Below are 17036 nucleotides of genomic sequence, written 5' to 3'. Positions count from 1 at the left end.
GATAATTCTCACATGTATAAAATAGGGAATCTGGCACAATACGTTCATCAACGTATTTGGCGGACAGACAGCGAAGGTGCAGCTTCAATGCCAAATACGCATACTGCGAAGTGAACAGAAAGAAGGGGTAACAGTATGGATCCGATTATGTTATCGCGTATCCAATATGCGCTTACAACGATTTTCCATTTCTTTTTTGTCCCGCTATCCATCGGTCTTGTACTGTTGGTTGCGATCATGGAGACGTTGTACGTTGTTAAGGGGAAGGAAATCTACAAAACGATGGCCAAGTTCTGGGGCAAGCTGTTCCTGATTAACTTTGCCGTCGGGGTTGTCACAGGTATTCTGCAAGAATTCCAGTTCGGCATGAACTGGTCCGAGTACTCCCGGTTCGTGGGGGACGTGTTTGGTGCGCCACTGGCTGTTGAAGCGTTACTCGCGTTTTTCATGGAGTCTACATTTATTGGGCTGTGGATATTCGGATGGGATCGTTTGTCCAAAAAAGTGCATCTGGCCTGCATCTGGCTGGTGTTTGTCGGCACATTCCTGTCCGCGCTGTGGATTCTGGCAGCCAATTCATTTATGCAGCATCCCGTCGGGTTTGAGATCAACAACGGCCGAGCCGAGATGAATGATTTCCTGGCACTGATCACCAATGGTCAGCTTCTCGTTGAGTTCCCGCATACGATTTTTGGGGCATTGATGACAGGTGCCTTCGTTGTCACCGGGATCAGTGCTTACAAATTGATGAAGAAGCAGGATGTGGAGATCTTCCGCAAATCGTTTAATATTGCGATCATCATTGGACTCGTTTCTTCATTGGGTGTAGCTTTCTCCGGGCATTTCCAGGCGCAATATCTGGTGGAGACACAGCCGATGAAGATGGCAGCCAGTGAAGGCACATGGACGACGACAGAAGATCCGGCACCATGGACGGTAGTTGCTTTTATCGATCCAGACAAACAGGAGAATACCGGTGAGATCAAAATCCCTGGATTGCTCAGTTACCTGTCCTACAGCAAGTTCTCCGGCAGTGTCACAGGCATGAAGGAGCTTCAAGCCGAGTATGAGCAGACGTATGGACCGGGGAATTACATCCCGCCGGTACGAACAACGTTCTGGAGTTTCCGCATTATGATCGCAGCAGGTGGCTTAATGATTTTGTTATCCCTGTATGGTACGTTTCTGGCCATGCGCAAGAAGCTGGAGGTTGCAGGAAAGTGGTTCATGCGTCTGATGGTAATTGCTATTTCTCTGCCATTTATCGCTAATACATCTGGTTGGATCATGACCGAGGTTGGCAGGCAGCCGTGGACAGTGTTTGGCTATATGACGACCGAAGCCGGTGTCTCACCGAACGTATCCGCAGGAATGATCCTGTTCTCTACAATTGCTTTTACCGCCGCGTATACGGTTCTTGTAATCGTGATGGTATACCTGTTCGTACGTGAGATCAAGGCAGGGCCATTTGCGGTCGAGAAGCCGGAAGATCACGATGAGTCGGCCGATCCGTTCGGCGTGGATGGAGGTTATTCCGTTGTCACTAAGTGAGTTGTGGTTTTTGCTGATTGCCGTATTGTTTGTCGGTTTCTTCTTTTTGGAAGGTTTTGATTTTGGAGTGGGGATGTCTACAGGCATTATTGCCAAAACGGACCGTGAACGCCGGACCCTGATCAACTCGATTGGTCCCTTCTGGGATGGTAACGAAGTATGGCTGATTACAGCAGGGGGTGCCATGTTTGCTGCCTTCCCGCACTGGTATGCCACGATGTTCAGTGGTTTCTACCTGCCGCTTGTGGTCGTATTACTCGCCTTGATTGGTCGCGGGGTTGCCTTCGAATTCCGCAGTAAAATGAAACAGCAGCGTTGGCGCAAAACATGGGATATCATCATTGTGGTATCCAGCGCGCTCCTGCCTTTCCTGTTCGGCGTAGTCTTTGCCACGTTCATGAAGGGTCTGCCCATTGATGGGGAGATGCAGTTGCGCGCAGGATTCTTGGATATCGTTAATCCGTACACTGTAATTGGTGGTTTGAGCGTAACCCTGCTGTGTCTGGTTCATGGATTGCTGTTTGCCTCCCTACGAACAGTCGGGGAACTCAGAGAGCGTGCCTTGAATACAGCGCAAAAATTGATGCTGCCGCTGGCTGTACTGCTTGCCGTGTATGCGATATTGACGTATTTTATGACCGATGTGTTCGCCGTTCGCGGCTGGGCACTGTGGATCATGGTTGTACTTGGTGCAGTTTTACTTGCGCTTGCGGCATACTTCGTTCGTCAGAAGCGTGAAGGCTGGGCTTTTGGTATGACAGGTGCTGTGATTGCAATTGCTTTTGCTTCGGTATTTATCGGACTGTTCCCAAGAGTGATGGTGAGTTCCTTTGGAGCGGCATATGACCTGACCGTATACAATGCAGCATCTGGTGCGTATTCCTTGAAAGTCATGACCATTGTAGCTTGTACACTGCTGCCATTTGTTCTTGGGTATCAGATCTGGAGTTATTATATCTTCCGCAAACGCCTGAACGAGCAGCACCACCTGGAGTACTGATATGGGACGGGGGCTGCTGAAGCTGCCGGGCATCCGGCCAGTACTCGCGCTGGCATCAGCGCTGGTACTGCTACAGGCGATGACGATCATTATGCAAGCCAAATGGTTGGCACAAGCCATCACGGCATTGTTTGAAGGTTCATCCGTAACGGAGCAGTATCCGGTACTGCTGCTGTTCCTGGCTGCTTTTGCCGCCCGATACGCTCTATCCTTCTGGTTACAACTCGTGACATCACGATATGCGGAGAGGACAGGGACTGATCTGCGCAGACAGATGGTGGAGCAGTGGTTCAGACTTGGGCCGCGTTATGCCAAGACCGAGGGCACAGGCCATCTGGTTACACTGGCACGTGAGGGCACCGCTCAATACAAGACGTATCTCGAACTGTTCATTCCTCGTATGCTGGGCATAGGATTCACACCCATCGTCATTTTGCTGTATGTGTTCAAGCTGGATATGATGTCCGGGGTTATTTTGATGCTGACACTCCCGATCCTAATCGTGTTCATGATTCTGATTGGCCTCGCAGCTCAGCGTAAGATAGACGGACAATTCAGATCCTACAAAGCGCTCGCTAACCATTTTGTCGATACCCTGCGTGGGCTGGAGACGCTAAAAACATTGGGACAGAGCAAAACACATGAAGGCTCCATTGTGCGGGTCAGTCAGCGGTATCGGAAAGCAACGATGTCTACCCTGCGCATGGCTTTTCTTTCTTCATTTGCACTCGACTTCTTCACCATGCTGTCCGTTGCTTCCGTGGCGGTTGGTCTGGGATTACGTCTGACAGAAGGTCATATGCTGCTCGGTCCTGCGCTGACAGTACTTATTCTGGCACCCGAATATTTTCTGCCTGTACGTATGCTCGGCGCTGATTATCATGCCACTTTGGATGGCAAGGAAGCCGGAGCGGCCATCAATCAGGTGATTGAACGCGGGAAAGCCGCTGAACAGAAACAGAAAGAAGCCTATACCCATGTTGTTGCACATGCATTTACGGCAGAGGACGAAGCAGGATCTACACCATCATTAACTTCGGGTAAAAGGAAAGTCGGCATCTCGACCATACGTGTCGTGTTGAGTGACAACATGGCTGCGGTGCACCCTGATCTTGATCCCGATGCTATTCCTGAGTTGGATTCTTCCTTTTCCTCCAGATCCTCTTGGAATGAGAATAGTAGACTCGCACTTACGGATGTACAGGTACGGCATGAGGATGAAGGTCCATATTCGCTAAAGGATGTCACATTTCAGATCACAGGTCTCGGCAAAATCGGTATTATTGGCGCCAGCGGAGCAGGCAAGTCCACATTAATTGATGTATTGGCTGGTTTCCAGTTACCTACTTCGGGTCAAGTACTGGCTAACGGACAGCCGGTTACATCGGATATGCTCGAATCCTGGCGAAGACAGACGGCAGCGATCCCGCAGCATCCGTATATCTTTAGTGGAAGCCTGGCCGATAACGTTCGTTTCTACATGCCGGAGGCTTCGGATGCGGAGGTGGCCAAAGCAGTTAGCGCTGCCGGATTAACCAAGTTACTGTCCTCATTATCCGGTGGGCTGCATGAGCTTATTGGGGCTGGCGGCAGACAGCTCAGTGGTGGGCAGGAGCAACGGGTGGCATTGGCAAGAGCCCTGCTGAGCAAACGAAACATTCTGCTGCTCGATGAACCGACAGCACATCTGGATGTGGAAACAGAGTATGAACTGAAACAGACGATGCTGCCGCTGTTTCAAGGCAAACTTGTATTTTTGGCTACCCATCGTCTGCACTGGATGCCGCATATGGATCGGATTATTGTTATGGATGGCGGCACGGTGGCAGAGACAGGAACACATCAGGAACTGCTGGCAAGGCAAGGTGTATATTATCAGATGATTCAGGCCCAGATGGAGGCGATATAACATGAAGTTCGGATATGAACATATGGAGACCGTCCTTAACGGCAAAGAAAAAAATAGCTGGATTGCTCCGTATGTGGCACAGTACCGCTGGAGATTCATCGCAGTCATTGCGTTAGGCACTTGTGCTGCACTGTGTGCGGTACTACTGCTGTTTACCTCCGGATTTCTGATCTCCAAGTCTGCACTGCGTCCTGAAAATATTCTGATGGTATATGTCCCCATCGTAGGTGTACGTGCATTTGGAATATTCCGCGCGGTGTTTCGATATATCGAGCGCTTGGCAGGACATGATGCCGTACTGCGGGTATTGGCCGATCAACGGGTGAAGTTATATCGCATTCTGGAGCCACAGGCCCTGTTCTTGCGTTCTCGCATGCAGACCGGAGATGTACTTGGAGCACTCGCCGATGATGTGGAGCGGTTGCAGGATATTTATCTACGTACCGTCTTTCCCGCTGTAACTGCGCTTGTAATGTACGGCGGGGCTGTGATTGCTTTTGGCAATGTGGATCTGGGATTTGCGGTGTGGATGGGCTTGTATATGTTATTCCTTGTTGCCGCGCTACCTGCGATTTCCCTGAAAGTGACGTGGAAATGGCGTGTGCGGCTGAAAAAGGAAAACAGCAGGTTGTATACCCGTCTGACTGACGGTGTGCTTGGACTGGGAGATTGGCTTGCAAGTGGACGAGCAACCGAATTTGTCCAGCAGCAGGAAGAGGCGGAAGAACAGGTCGACATGGTTCGTCGCAAGTTGCGGCGCTGGACACGTTGGCGTGATCTGATGGCCCAGTGTGTCATTGGCTTGATGGTCGTATCAGTTACAGTATGGGCCGGAAATGCCGCTTCTGTCGGACAATTACCTGTCGTGATGATTGCTGCTTTTGTGTTGGTGTTATTTCCGCTCACGGAATCACTTCTGCCAGTAGGGGATGCTGTGGAGCATCTTCCACAGTACCAGGAATCACTGGACCGCTTGAAACAGCTGGAAGGGAATCCGGACCTTCCGGGGCAGACGGGAGTGGGTGATGTTGGCGGAAAAGGCGAGTCGATCTCTGCAGTAAAAAACAGCAAACTTGCGGCTAGACAGCCATCAGAATTCTTACCCGCTACAGATGATACTCAACACAGACGAATTCGTCTGCGCATTCCGCCCAAACTAAGAACAGACATCGAGATCAATCGCGTTAGTTATCGCTATGCACCGGATGATCCTTACGCTGTGCAGGATATCTCCCTTCATTTGCCGCAAGGCAAACGATTAGCTATCCTTGGGCGAAGCGGTGGCGGCAAGTCGACATTGTTGAAGCTCATTCAGGGTGCCTTGCTTCCGTCTGCGGGGAACATTCTGATCAATAATGCACCCGTGCAGACGCTGGATGAGAGTGTGCCTGATGTCATCGCAGTGCTGAATCAGAGCCCACACCTGTTCGATACCACGGTAGCCAATAATTTACGGATTGGTCGTCCACATGCAACGGATGAGGAGATTCGTCAGGTGGCTGCCCAAGTCGGTTTATCCGGTCTGATTGAATCCTTGCCGCAGGGATATGATACACCGATGCTGGAGACGGGTCTGCGTTTCTCAGGTGGGGAAAGACAACGAATTGCACTTGCCCGGGTACTGCTCCGGGAGACACCTGTTGTGATATTCGATGAACCAACCGTGGGGCTTGATCCCGTGACGGAACGTGAACTGATGCGCACCATTCTGGACAGCTTGCAAGGCAAAACGATGATCTGGGTCACCCATCACCTGATTGGTGCGGAACAGATGGACGAACTTATTTTTATGGAAAATGGACAGATTGCCATGCAGGGTTCTCACGAACAACTGCTGGCTGGGGAAGAGCGATACCGCCGTCTCATTGAACTTGATCGGCCGGGATGGACAGGGCGGCAGCAACATGAACAACCGTTGCCGCCGGCGGCTTCGAGATAAGTGTGAGCCAGTGAGCGCGAATCAGATAAACATAACAAAGAGACGAGCCAAGAAATCTTGGACTCGTCTCTTTTTCAATGATATGACCGCGTTGTTGCGGATACTTACATCTCTACCAACATCAATATGATGGAGGAAAGGCACAGACAAGTGCTGACGAGATAGAGCACAGCAACCACCTGTTTGTGATTCAATCCGGCACGCAGCAGTCGATAATGGGCTTGACTCGCATCGGCCTGGTAGATTGCTTTACCTTGAATGAAGCGTTTGATCACGACAAAGATGTTATCGAAGATTGGTACACCGAGCGCCAAAATTGGAATGAAGATGGACAACATGGTCGCTTGTTTGAATGCACCATCCAGAGCGATAACTGCCAGAATGAAGCCGAGGAACGTAGCACCTGCATCACCCATAAACACTTTGGCAGGAGCTTTGTTGTACTTCAGATAACCTATTGTCACACCAACCAGAGTGATCGACATGAGTGCGGAGTCACTTTGTCCTTTGGCCAGGGCCACGATGAACAAGGTAATCGCCGAAATGGCCGATAATCCGCCGGCCAGTCCGTCCATGCCGTCCGAGAAGTTGATGACGGTTGTCACCCCAAAGATCCACAGGATCGTGAGAATGAATTGCAGCCAGATCGGGAGCATAACATATTCCGCGTTGAAGGGATTCACGAATCCGGTGAACGCAATGCCTGAAGCGAATACGAGCACTGCCGCAGAGACTTGTACGAGCATCTTGGGCAGGGCAGGAAAATCTTTGCCTTTAGTTTTGTACCAGTCGTCGACGGTACCAATCGTTAGCAGAAGCATACCACCAGCGACCAGAGCCGCCGTTTCCCATGTGATTTCTTTGGTCAGAGCAATGTATGTCAGGAAAAATCCAGTAAATATCGCGTAACTCGCCGTGAGCGGGATCGGTTGCCTGTGCAGCTTACGCTCCACATCCTCCCGAGGCTTGTCCACAAAATCGAGCCGGTGAGCCAGTCGACCAAGCGGCGGAATAAGCAGAACCACGACAGCAAAAGACACTATAAAAGCCAGTATGTATACCATAAACTCGCTTGTTTCACTCCCATCTACCAAATTCTCCTTATTATACGAGTTAAACAGGAAATCTGTCGATGTCATTATTGTAACCAGACGTACGAAAAAAGGTGAGCCAAAGTTCAGATTTTATCGCATTTGAGGAAGATAGGAGCCGAAATATTGTTTTACGGTTTCTGCATGATATCCATCATCACCTTGCCAGGTTGCTGCAAAGATGAAATCACCGGAACCACCCTTGCCTTTTCGCGGGTTATCTCCAGGAACCAATATTCCAGCTGCCGCCCAGATTTCCAGCAGGGCATCCCGCTCCTGTTTGTTGGAAGGCAAGATATCTTTCCACTTTTTCTCCAGTGAGCGTGCACTGTCCTTGGGGTCTTCCGTCTGAGCTGCTTCAAGCAGCTTTACCAGGATAGCTTGGTCTTCAGGGGTTACTTCATAGCTTGTATCGTTGTCCTTGCGCAGTAATTCCAAATCCATAAGGCAATAGAGAAGCCAGCCATGACGCACGCCGCCCCACTTGATCCGTTCAAAGTTCAAGACGTTTAAATCGACGTTGGAATATTCCTTGTCTGACTGCAAACGCAGGTAATTACAATCCCCGCAGGCACTGGTGTTAGGGTGAAGGGCAGGGCGTTCCGCATAGGTATGCAGAGGCATGTTCGATGTTAAAGCCCAGCTGGATAATGCGCTGCGCAGGTAAACTTTTTTGGTGGACAGACTATGTAGAAAGGCCGATATTACCCGCTCCTTGAACGAGTCATCCTGATGTATGTCGTATAGACGCTGAACAATCTCGTCATGCGTAATCGTGAGTGGGTCGAACATAACGCCTTTGCTTTTGGCATACTCAAATTCATCCCCGGAGAACGGGATAGAAGCTGTTTTCCAGCCGCCACCTCCCCAGAATGTGCTCAGCAGTATCTTTGCCGCTTTTTTGTCCATATAGTTAGCCTCCTTTATGGATATACCATCATGATAAATGTGGTTCTTCAATCGATCCCAGACTTGCTTACTTTAATGTGCATATTCCTCGGTTGTATTCAGAATCATCTCGACGAGACCTGGAAAACGTGAGTTTAGTTCTTCCTTTCGCAGGGAATAAAAGTGCTGTTTACCTTCAATGCGTGGCTGGATCACGCCAGCTTCACGTAAAATTTTGATGTGATGGGACAATGTGGATTTGGAAATATGGTCTACTTCGAAGGCGGAACAGTTTTTCTCGCCAGAACTGGCCAGACAGTGTGCAATTTTCATACGGATCGGATCACCGAGTGCATTGCAGACCGTAGTCAGCTTCAGTTCCGAAGCCATAGGTATCGTTGGAGTTCTCATATCTATGACGTTAGCATATTCGGCTTTTTCTTTCAATGTTTGAAAAATTTCGAACTATCTCTTGCGGGCAGTATAGGAAGTGTGTTACATTTCTTTTCAGTTAGTTCGAAATTATTCGAACTGAAGGATTGGAAATCGGCTTTTTATTCTAGGAGGAATATATATGAGTACTACAAATACCACTACAATGTTGAACAACTACTTCCGTTTATTTGATGCTTCACGTACAGACGAGCGCGCCATGGAAGATCTGTTGTCCCTGTTTACACCGGACGCAGAAATTGTACTTAATGGTACCAGTCGCACAGGGTTCGATGGTTTTATGAAAGCTTTCTACGAGTACAATAAGGACGTAAAACATATGTGGGACGCGTGGGTGCAGCAGCCTGACGGCAGTTACCAAACCAACTGGGCGGTATGCGGACAAGCGGCAGACGGAACGGTATATGCCAAAGCAGGCATTGATATCGCGCGTGTGAATGATGCGGGGCAGATTGTGTATCTGGAGAATGTACAGGCCGATCAGAATGCATTCAGCAAGTATAATCAGTAAATAAAATCTAGCGATTTCAGTTTGATGAATGAAAATCCAGAAATTTGAATTACTAAAAAGATAGCCACACTTAAGGTCCACAGTTTTTCATGCTGTGGGCTTTTTTCTGTAGCGCTTTTAGTTAATTAGAAGGCACTGAGAACGAGAGCTTCATCACTCTGATCGCACAGTTCCTACAGGGAAATGGATGCACCAAAACACTGTAATGAAATTACGTACCTGAAAAACTGTGCATGAAAAAGACCGTCCCGCATGTCGTAAGCATGGCGAGACGGCCCTCATGAATGTGCATAAACGTACTCGTTAGAGTCAAATGTAATAGTCGAATGTTAATTTGAGCCGGATGTAGCGAAGGAGATGGTGATTCGCTGCGTGGTGGCGAGGGGCCGGCAATTCTTACGAACCTGAGACGCGCAACATGGAAACGATGTTCTTTCAATGTAACGAACCTGAGACGAGCTATTGGAGGATATTTCGCAAAATCAAAATCCTAACGAATCACAGACACGTTAATGATCAACATATTAGGTTCTAGCGTAGTTTTGCGCCCATGTAAGCTGATATAAGGCGTCTCAGATTCGTTAGATTTTTAAAACACGCTAAAAGCTGCAAATAAGACGTCTACGATTCGTTAGCTGCTCCATGTTCAACGTTTTGACTCTCCAACGTGTAACATTGAGCCTTTTAACCCCGCTCTAAGCCTCAAACGCTCCAAATCTCCAATCCCAACCCCCAGACCTAACCCAATAACCAAACCCAATAACCAAACCCAACAACCAAACCCCAACCCTCGAAACTTAAACTGACCAGTTCTCCGGTCATCTTCCCGCATTGCCTATCCCTGCATCGTCTTGTTCTGAAAAGCAGCGATATCCGCATACTCTTCTTCGAATTTGCGGGAGATGCGGATGAAGATCGGCAGCAGTTCCCGGTAGACACGGACACTGTCCGGGTCCGGCTGGTGTCTGTGCGTTGATCCGATCATGCCGGAGACGGCGCTCAGGGAATCAATGCGGCCAAGGGCGTACAAGCCCAGTACGGCTGCGCCGAGACAGGAGCTTTCAATACTTTCGGGGATGATGACATCCTGATCGAAAATATCCGCCATCATCTGGCGCCACAACTCGGAGCGGGCGAAGCCGCCTGTCGCCTGAATCTTTTTCGGACGACCGATCTTTTCTTCAATTGCTAACATAACCGTGTACAGGTTGAACAATACACCTTCGAGCGCAGCGCGAATCATATGTTCTTTCTTATGATGCAGCGTCAGGCCAAAGAACGAACCGCGTGCATTGGGATTCCAGAGTGGAGCCCGCTCACCCGTCATGTACGGATGGAACAAGAGCCCTTCCGAACCCGGAGGTACATTTTCCGCAACACGCGTGAGCACTTCATACGGATCAATGCCAAGTCGTTTCGCGGTCTCTACCTCGGAAGCCGCAAACTCGTCCCGTATCCAGCGGAAAATAACACCGCCGTTGTTCACGGGTCCGCCAATCACCCATGCATCCTCTGTGAGTGCATAACAGAAGAAGCGTCCTTTCGGATCGGTCACCGGTTTATCCACGACGGTACGAATCGCTCCACTGGTACCAATGGTCACGGCTACAACGCCTGGATCGATGGCGTTAACGCCCAGATTGGAGAGCACGCCATCACTGGCCCCGATGACAAACGGTGTGGTGAACGCAATGCCCATCTCCTTGGCGTACTCCGGATGCAATCCATGTTTGAGCACATGGGTGGTCGGTACCAATCGGGATAGGTGTTCCGGCGTGATGCCCGCCACATGGAGTGCTTCTGCATCCCAGTCGAGTTTCTCCAGATTCATGAGTCCGGTGGCGGAGGCCATGGAGTGGTCGATGACGTATTCAGAAAATAATTTATAGAAAACATATTCTTTCATGGATATGAATTTGTGCGTCTGTCTAAACAGTTCCGGTTGATCCCGGGTGAGCCACATGATCTTGGTGAGTGGGGACATCGGGTGAATCGGTGTGCCAGTTCTCAGATAGATTTCGTGACCATTCATCTCCGATTTGAGTACTTCGGTCCACTCGGCACTGCGATTATCTGCCCATGTCATGGCTCGCATCAGTGGTGTGCCGTGTTGATCGACAGGCAGAATACTGTGCATGGCCGAACTAAACGATACAAACAGAATGTCTTCAGGCTTAACTCCCGCTTTAGAGGTAGCCTGTTTAACCGATGTAATGACTGCTTTGAAAATATCTTCCGCATCTTGCTCCGCAATCGCAGGTGTGGGGGTGTGCAGCGGATAATCGGCACTGCCTTGAGCCACAATGGTGCCGTTCTGCTCGAACAAGACGGCCTTGGTGGAGGTTGTGCCGATATCTACGCCGATCATATAGGGTGAAGAAGCCATTTTGTCATCCCTCTTTCTTAAATATATAAGTGAAAGAATGCTGTTACACGTTAACACTTCGGGTACAGAAAGCCTTCCGATCGCGTAAATGCGAAGTATATGCTTTCGAAGTAGCTTTCCTTCAGAAAGCTTTTAATTCCATTTCTTCAGGCTCTTTCTGTCCCCTTCGCGCACGTGGCGCTATTCATCCAACTTATATGGCATCTGTTATTTCAACTATAGATAAGAATATCAGACTTGAGGGATGGATCAAAATAGATCAGACCACGCTATCGCTTTTACACATCTTCAGTCCTTCACCGCCCCTGCGGCAATATCCGAAATAAACTGGCGGCTGATGAACAGGAACATGACAATCAGCGGAATGACGGCAAGCAACGTACCTGCGATCACCATCGCGTAGTCGGTGTTATACAGCCCGTTTAATTGAGACAACGCAATCTGCAACGTGTATTTACGCTCATCCGTCAGGACGATCAAAGGCCACAGATAATCGTTCCATACGCCGATAAAGGTAAACGCACCGAGGAAAGCAAAGGCAGGTCGCAGAATCGGCAGCGCCACGTTCCAATAGAGCAGGAAGAAATTACAGCCGTCGATGCGTCCTGCATCGAGCAGATCATTCGGAATCGACTCCGTAGCATATTGGCGAATCCAGAAGATCCCGAAGGCATTGACCATGCCTGGAATAATAAGGGCTTTGAAGGAACCGACCCAGCCGAACGTGGCCATCAGCACGAAGGAGGGCACCAGTGACAGCTGGGAAGGTACCATCATGGTCGCGAGCAGCAAGATGAAAAGCCACTTTTTGCCGGGAAATTCAAACTTCGCAAACGCAAACCCCGCCAGTGAGTCAAAAAACAGTACCAGAATGGTCACGAGGCCCGACACAAACAACGTATTCAGAAAGGCGCCCCAAAAATCAATCTGCTGTAACACTCGCGTAATATTATTCCACAATTCGCCCCCGAACCAGAGCTGCGGTGGAAACTTGTAGATATCGGACGTTGTCCGGGTGGACATTACAATCAGCCAATAGAACGGGAACATGGATATGAGCATGCCCCCGATAAGACCGGTATACAACACCAGCGATTTGAGGTGTTTGGTCGCCATGTGCGCTCCCCCTTATCACATCAGGATGATTTGCCTTGAACAAGCTTCCAGTTCACAATCGAGAACAGGGCGATAATGAGGAACATACCCCAGCCAACAGCAGCGCCGTATCCGAAGTAATTGTTAATGAAGGATTCACGGTAGAGGTACAGTACAATCGTCATGCCTGCTGCACCCGCGCCGCCATCATTGCCTACCAATACTTGAGGCTCAGTGAACAGCTGCATACCGCCGATGGTTGATGTAATGACCGTGAACAGGATGACCGGACGCAGCATCGGGATTGTGATGCGGAAGAAGGACTGTATCGCGGATGCCCCGTCAATCTTGGCTGCTTCGTATAACGTCTGCGGGATACTCTGTAGCCCGGCCAGATAGATAACGGCGTTATATCCGGTCCAGCGCCAGACGACCATGGAGGAGATCGCAACTTTGATGCCCCATGGTGCATTCAGCCACTCCACAACCGGTAGCCCGACCGATTGCAGCAGATAATTGAGAAAACCATAATTGTTGGCAAATAAGGCACCGAAGATAATGGCTACTGCCACAATGGACGTGACGTTTGGCAGGAAATAACCGACCCGAAATAATGTACGGAACTTCACAAATGGTGCATGTAGCAGAAAGGCAATAATCAATGCGAAGAAGAGCATCGGAATCGTCGAATAGATCCAGATCATGAAGGTGTTGCCCACGGCTTGCCAGAATTCGGCATCGGTCAGCATGTATTTAAAATTGTTAAACCCGTTGTACGTCATGATCCCGATGCCATCCCATTTATGAAAAGCCAGATAGAGGGAGAACCCGATCGGGAATAGGCCAAATACGGCAAACAGAATATAAAAAGGCGATATCGCAACATAAAGTGCACGATGCTCCCACATTCTGGACCAGAGTGACTTCTGCCGATCCAGATCAGGTCTGGTATTGCCAGGATCGGGCGTAAGACGAGGTTCAGTTACAGCCATATGAATTCCTCCTTTGCGGATAACAAGACCACATAAAACCAGGACCAGTAATCAGGATAACGCTGTATTTTATACTCACCGCTGCAATTCCCGCTCAACGCGGTGTACCGTATCCGTCCAAACCTGCTGTGGATTGGCATTTTGCTTCGCGATATCATTCAGCCTTCGCGTAATAATGTTGTGTACAGAGGGGTATCTTTCACCAAAGAAAGCATCCGGCACTTGCTGTGCCGATTCGGCAAATACAGGACCGGTCGCCTGCCCGCCGAAGAAGGGTTCCTTCTCTTTCATGGCAGGGTCGTCAAATACACCTGGTGCAGAAGGGAACAGGTTCAGTGTCTGATATTGCTCCAACTGATTCTCGGGACTTTGCAGCCAGCGAACCAGTTCAAAGGCTTCCTGAGGATGTTCACTCGACTTCAGGATAGACAGGAATGATCCTCCGTTGTTGCCATCCCCTCCCGGAGCCCGAGCTACCCGCCACTTTCCGGATGTATCCGGTGCAGCTTCCTGAAGCACTTGCTTCATCCAGACAGCACCCACGAACGAGGCCACTTCACCGTTATTCATCGCTGCGTTCCAGCCCGGAGTCCAGCCATCTGCATTGGCAAGCAGGCCTTTCTCTTTAAAGGCAACGGCCGTATCCCAGCTCTTGCGCACAGTAGGGGAATCCATACCGATAAAGGACCCATCCGGGCGGAAATAACGTTCGGCAGCCTGTGATAAGACCTGATTGTAAACGGTTGCAATATTGTCGGTCAGAAATACCTTTCCGCCGAATTTTTCCTTGATCTGTTCTCCGGCAGCAGCATAGGCCTCCCAGCTGTTTATCTGACGTGTCACGTCTTCAGGATCAGATGGCAAGCCGGCCTCCTTAAACAGATCTTCTCGGTAGAAGAGGGCTGTCGGTCCCGTATCCATGGGGAAACCGATCATTTGTCCATTTGGCGTCACGCCTTGCTTCCATTTCCACGGCAGATATTGGTCTTCAATATCTCCTGCACCAAGATCATACAGATTATAGAAACGGTCCTCACTGGGGAATAGCTCCATGATCCAGTCGTTCAGTGCAACAATGTCTGGCTCACCTGAGCGTGCAGCGAGTGTTGTTTTGAGCTTTGCTTTGAAATCACCGCCGATTTTCTGAGCTGTCAGTTCGATATTGGGGAACTTTTCTTTAGCCCTGGCAATCAACTTATCATCAATGGAACGGTTCCAGTACCATAATGTAAGCGTTACCTTTTTGTTGTTCGCTGAATCGTCCTGTCCGGGCCAGATGGAGCATCCGCTTATGAGCAGGACGCAGACCATCAGTATGGCTGTCCAGCATGTTCTTTTCCGGCGGATCATGTGTATTACCCCCTCATCGTTAAGTTCGAGGCATGAAGTGCTTTGTACTACAACATTAGTGTATGAGCAGTTTATTAAGTCATACCCAATATTCCTAAAATGAAACACATATTTGTGTCCATTGCGTAACATAAATTGGGTAGTTACTTTAAAAATAAAAGTTACTTGACACAATATAATTTTTATTCTAAACTAACTTACATAAAGTAACTAATGATGATGAGAATAATATAGATACGTACTATATAACATCTGAGTGATCCATTTTCGCTCTGGATGCGAATCAATCAACAGACAGTGGCCTAAACAGGAGGAACGACAATGATCAATTCACATATTATTCAACTGCTTGCCCCCAAAATTCAGACTTTTCCGAGTGGAAAAGAGTTTATATACCTGGTGGGACCGATCAAGCTTCCGGTTAACCTGGATGGGGAGACCAAGACATTTCAGTGGTATAGCTGGATGAAATCGGACAAAGCGATGGAGAGCGGCGAGTTAATTGAATCTCTCGCTGCTGCTGAACTGGCAGAGCGCCAACAATCCAGTGTTCTGGTGTATGGTGATTTTGCCGAAGCGCAAGAAGCATTAATTCGGATGCACAGCATCTGTCATACAGGCGATATCTTTGGCAGCAAACGCTGTGATTGCGGTTTTCAGTTGGAGCAATCCATGAAGATGATCGCCGCTCACGGAGCAGGTGCCCTGTTCTATCTTGCGAACCATGAAGGCCGTGGTATCGGTCTGTTCAGCAAAGCGATGGCGTACATTTTGCAAGAAGAGGGTCTGGATACGGTAGATGCGAACTTGCAGCTTGGATTCACGGACGACGCTCGTAATTATGACGATGCGATTGCTGTGTTACGTGCGCTTCGTTCCGCACCCGTTACATTGATCACCAACAATCCACGGAAGCTGGCTGCCTTGCAGGAAGCGGGATTGAATGTTGGCGGACGTGTCCCACTGTGGGGCGATCGCTCTGCGTTCAACGAGAAATATCTGCAGACCAAAGTGAACCGTTCTGGTCACTTGGCAGAAAATGATGGCTGGGCTGGGGCAGATACGCTGCTTCCGCATGCACAGGCTTAATGATAATTCATTAAAGGGCACGATTAACTGGGAGCCGTTGTTGTACTCTCCATTAAGGAGAAATACAGCAACGGCTTTTTGGTGCGATCTTGATAGCCGGCAAGCAACCACATTTCCTGATTTACGGAATGGCTTGCCGTTCTCACTGGACGGATTATACAATATAGGCATCTGATGAATGCGGGAGGAACGAAGGTGCCATTTGAGGGACAACGTATATTGCCAGCTGCGAAGAGCATGAAGCAGTTTGAAGCGATGATTGAAGGCCCTTATACCTATGGGGTGATGCTGGAAACCCATATTGCACAGCTTCAGAGTGTGATGGACGAGGCGAAGCGGTATGACAAGAAAATACTTTTGCATGCAGATCTGGTACAGGGATTGAAGAATGATGAGTATGCGGCAGAGTATCTGTGTCAGCACATTCGTCCGGCAGGACTGATCTCTACACGTGCAAGTGTCATTCAGAAAGCGAAGCAGAAAGGGATTACAGCTATTCAGCGTATTTTTCTTCTGGACACCCACGCCCTGGAGAAAAGTTATCTGTTACTGGCCAAAACTCAACCGGATTATATTGAAGTATTACCTGGTGTCATTCCGCATATTATTGCGGAAGTGTCTGTGCGTACCGGTATCCCTATTATTGCAGGGGGATTGATTCGATCACCGGAAGAGGTTGAACTTGCGCTTGGTGTTGGGGCTACGGCAGTGACCACATCCAATGCAGATTTGATCCGACACTTTGAGAAATCGCTTACACCCTAAAAAGAACCCACAACAGG

Annotated in this window: 14 protein-coding genes; 7 read left to right on the top strand and 7 right to left on the bottom strand. The window is 49.2% G+C overall.

Annotated elements, in window-relative coordinates; genetic code table 11:
• The first annotated feature begins 135 nt into the window (after window positions 1–135).
• From MKY85_RS28260 to cydC, 4 genes are read left to right on the top strand one after another with little or no spacing between them, the layout of a single operon-like run.
• Window positions 136–1551 carry a cytochrome ubiquinol oxidase subunit I gene (locus MKY85_RS28260; protein ID WP_342571328.1) on the top strand — a complete coding sequence of 472 codons (1416 nt, stop codon included), beginning with the start codon at window positions 136–138 and terminating at the stop codon, window positions 1549–1551.
• A complete protein-coding gene (gene cydB, locus MKY85_RS28255; protein WP_342571327.1) occupies window positions 1496–2551 on the top strand; it encodes a cytochrome d ubiquinol oxidase subunit II in 1056 nt (351 codons plus the stop codon). Before MKY85_RS28260 ends, cydB begins: the two co-directional genes overlap by 56 nt.
• Window position 2552: 1 nt before the next feature.
• A complete protein-coding gene (cydD, locus tag MKY85_RS28250) occupies window positions 2553–4460 on the top strand; it encodes a thiol reductant ABC exporter subunit CydD (protein WP_342571326.1) in 1908 nt (635 codons plus the stop codon).
• A 1-nt stretch (window position 4461) separates the two neighbouring features.
• Window positions 4462–6399, top strand: coding sequence for a thiol reductant ABC exporter subunit CydC (gene cydC, locus MKY85_RS28245; RefSeq protein ID WP_342571325.1), 1938 nt, complete (start codon window positions 4462–4464; stop codon window positions 6397–6399).
• 104 nt (window positions 6400–6503) lie between these two features.
• Here the strand turns inward: cydC and MKY85_RS28240 are convergent, their stop codons facing one another.
• The 3 genes from MKY85_RS28240 to MKY85_RS28230 all read right to left on the bottom strand — a co-directional run bounded on the left by MKY85_RS28240 (window position 6504) and on the right by MKY85_RS28230 (window position 8768).
• Entirely contained in the window at window positions 6504–7463 is a 960-nt protein-coding gene (locus tag MKY85_RS28240; protein ID WP_339308800.1) for an MraY family glycosyltransferase, read from the bottom strand.
• A gap of 120 nt (window positions 7464–7583) precedes the next feature.
• The gene (locus MKY85_RS28235) at window positions 7584–8399 is read right to left on the bottom strand and encodes a hypothetical protein (RefSeq protein WP_342571324.1); all 816 of its coding nucleotides are present in this window, start codon (window positions 8397–8399) and stop codon (window positions 7584–7586) included.
• A 72-nt stretch (window positions 8400–8471) separates the two neighbouring features.
• A complete protein-coding gene (locus tag MKY85_RS28230) occupies window positions 8472–8768 on the bottom strand; it encodes a metalloregulator ArsR/SmtB family transcription factor (RefSeq protein WP_339238528.1) in 297 nt (98 codons plus the stop codon).
• A gap of 184 nt (window positions 8769–8952) precedes the next feature.
• Here MKY85_RS28230 and MKY85_RS28225 point away from each other — a divergent pair, with 184 nt between their 5' ends.
• Window positions 8953–9342: a nuclear transport factor 2 family protein gene (locus MKY85_RS28225; protein WP_237177210.1), complete on the top strand. Its 390-nt coding sequence runs from the start codon at window positions 8953–8955 to the stop codon at window positions 9340–9342.
• A gap of 835 nt (window positions 9343–10177) precedes the next feature.
• Here MKY85_RS28225 and gntK read toward each other — a convergent pair.
• From gntK to MKY85_RS28205, 4 genes are all read right to left on the bottom strand, one after another.
• The gene (gene gntK, locus MKY85_RS28220) at window positions 10178–11728 is read right to left on the bottom strand and encodes a gluconokinase (protein ID WP_342571323.1); all 1551 of its coding nucleotides are present in this window, start codon (window positions 11726–11728) and stop codon (window positions 10178–10180) included.
• Between the two features lie 288 nt (window positions 11729–12016).
• On the bottom strand, window positions 12017–12844 hold the full coding sequence (locus MKY85_RS28215; RefSeq protein WP_342571322.1) for a carbohydrate ABC transporter permease: 828 nt from the start codon (window positions 12842–12844) through the stop codon (window positions 12017–12019).
• Between the two features lie 20 nt (window positions 12845–12864).
• Window positions 12865–13731, bottom strand: coding sequence for a sugar ABC transporter permease (locus tag MKY85_RS28210; RefSeq protein ID WP_339243235.1), 867 nt, complete (start codon window positions 13729–13731; stop codon window positions 12865–12867).
• Between the two features lie 159 nt (window positions 13732–13890).
• The gene (locus MKY85_RS28205; protein ID WP_342573495.1) at window positions 13891–15126 is read right to left on the bottom strand and encodes an extracellular solute-binding protein; all 1236 of its coding nucleotides are present in this window, start codon (window positions 15124–15126) and stop codon (window positions 13891–13893) included.
• A gap of 360 nt (window positions 15127–15486) precedes the next feature.
• Here MKY85_RS28205 and MKY85_RS28200 point away from each other — a divergent pair, with 360 nt between their 5' ends.
• The gene (locus MKY85_RS28200) at window positions 15487–16254 is read left to right on the top strand and encodes a GTP cyclohydrolase II (protein ID WP_339257820.1); all 768 of its coding nucleotides are present in this window, start codon (window positions 15487–15489) and stop codon (window positions 16252–16254) included.
• Window positions 16255–16449: 195 nt separating this feature from the next.
• Window positions 16450–17019 (top strand): glycerol-3-phosphate responsive antiterminator, encoded by a 570-nt coding sequence (locus MKY85_RS28195; RefSeq protein ID WP_339257819.1) that lies wholly within the window; start codon window positions 16450–16452, stop codon window positions 17017–17019.
• The last annotated feature ends 17 nt before the right edge of the window (window positions 17020–17036 follow it).

This window comes from Paenibacillus sp. FSL R5-0749, assembly GCF_038595085.1.
In the GTDB taxonomy this organism is placed as follows: Bacteria; Bacillota; Bacilli; order Paenibacillales; family Paenibacillaceae; genus Paenibacillus.
The sequence above is the reverse complement of the archived record's forward strand: the minus strand, read 5'-3'. Positions and strand labels throughout refer to the sequence as shown.

What these genes read in the sequence shown, in the direction of transcription:
- MKY85_RS28215 (WP_342571322.1), bottom strand. Translation starts at nt 12,844, where the DNA reads ATGGCGACCAAACACCTCAAATCGCTGGTGTTGTATACCGGTCTTATC.
- MKY85_RS28235 (WP_342571324.1), bottom strand. Translation starts at nt 8,399, where the DNA reads ATGGACAAAAAAGCGGCAAAGATACTGCTGAGCACATTCTGGGGAGGT.
- MKY85_RS28200 (WP_339257820.1), top strand. Translation starts at nt 15,487, where the DNA reads ATGATCAATTCACATATTATTCAACTGCTTGCCCCCAAAATTCAGACT.
- MKY85_RS28225 (WP_237177210.1), top strand. Translation starts at nt 8,953, where the DNA reads ATGAGTACTACAAATACCACTACAATGTTGAACAACTACTTCCGTTTA.
- cydD (WP_342571326.1), top strand. Translation starts at nt 2,553, where the DNA reads ATGGGACGGGGGCTGCTGAAGCTGCCGGGCATCCGGCCAGTACTCGCG.
- MKY85_RS28205 (WP_342573495.1), bottom strand. Translation starts at nt 15,126, where the DNA reads ATGGTCTGCGTCCTGCTCATAAGCGGATGCTCCATCTGGCCCGGACAG.
- MKY85_RS28210 (WP_339243235.1), bottom strand. Translation starts at nt 13,731, where the DNA reads ATGTGGGAGCATCGTGCACTTTATGTTGCGATATCGCCTTTTTATATT.
- cydB (WP_342571327.1), top strand. Translation starts at nt 1,496, where the DNA reads ATGAGTCGGCCGATCCGTTCGGCGTGGATGGAGGTTATTCCGTTGTCA.
- gntK (WP_342571323.1), bottom strand. Translation starts at nt 11,728, where the DNA reads ATGGCTTCTTCACCCTATATGATCGGCGTAGATATCGGCACAACCTCC.
- cydC (WP_342571325.1), top strand. Translation starts at nt 4,462, where the DNA reads ATGAAGTTCGGATATGAACATATGGAGACCGTCCTTAACGGCAAAGAA.
- MKY85_RS28240 (WP_339308800.1), bottom strand. Translation starts at nt 7,463, where the DNA reads ATGGTATACATACTGGCTTTTATAGTGTCTTTTGCTGTCGTGGTTCTG.
- MKY85_RS28230 (WP_339238528.1), bottom strand. Translation starts at nt 8,768, where the DNA reads ATGGCTTCGGAACTGAAGCTGACTACGGTCTGCAATGCACTCGGTGAT.
- MKY85_RS28260 (WP_342571328.1), top strand. Translation starts at nt 136, where the DNA reads ATGGATCCGATTATGTTATCGCGTATCCAATATGCGCTTACAACGATT.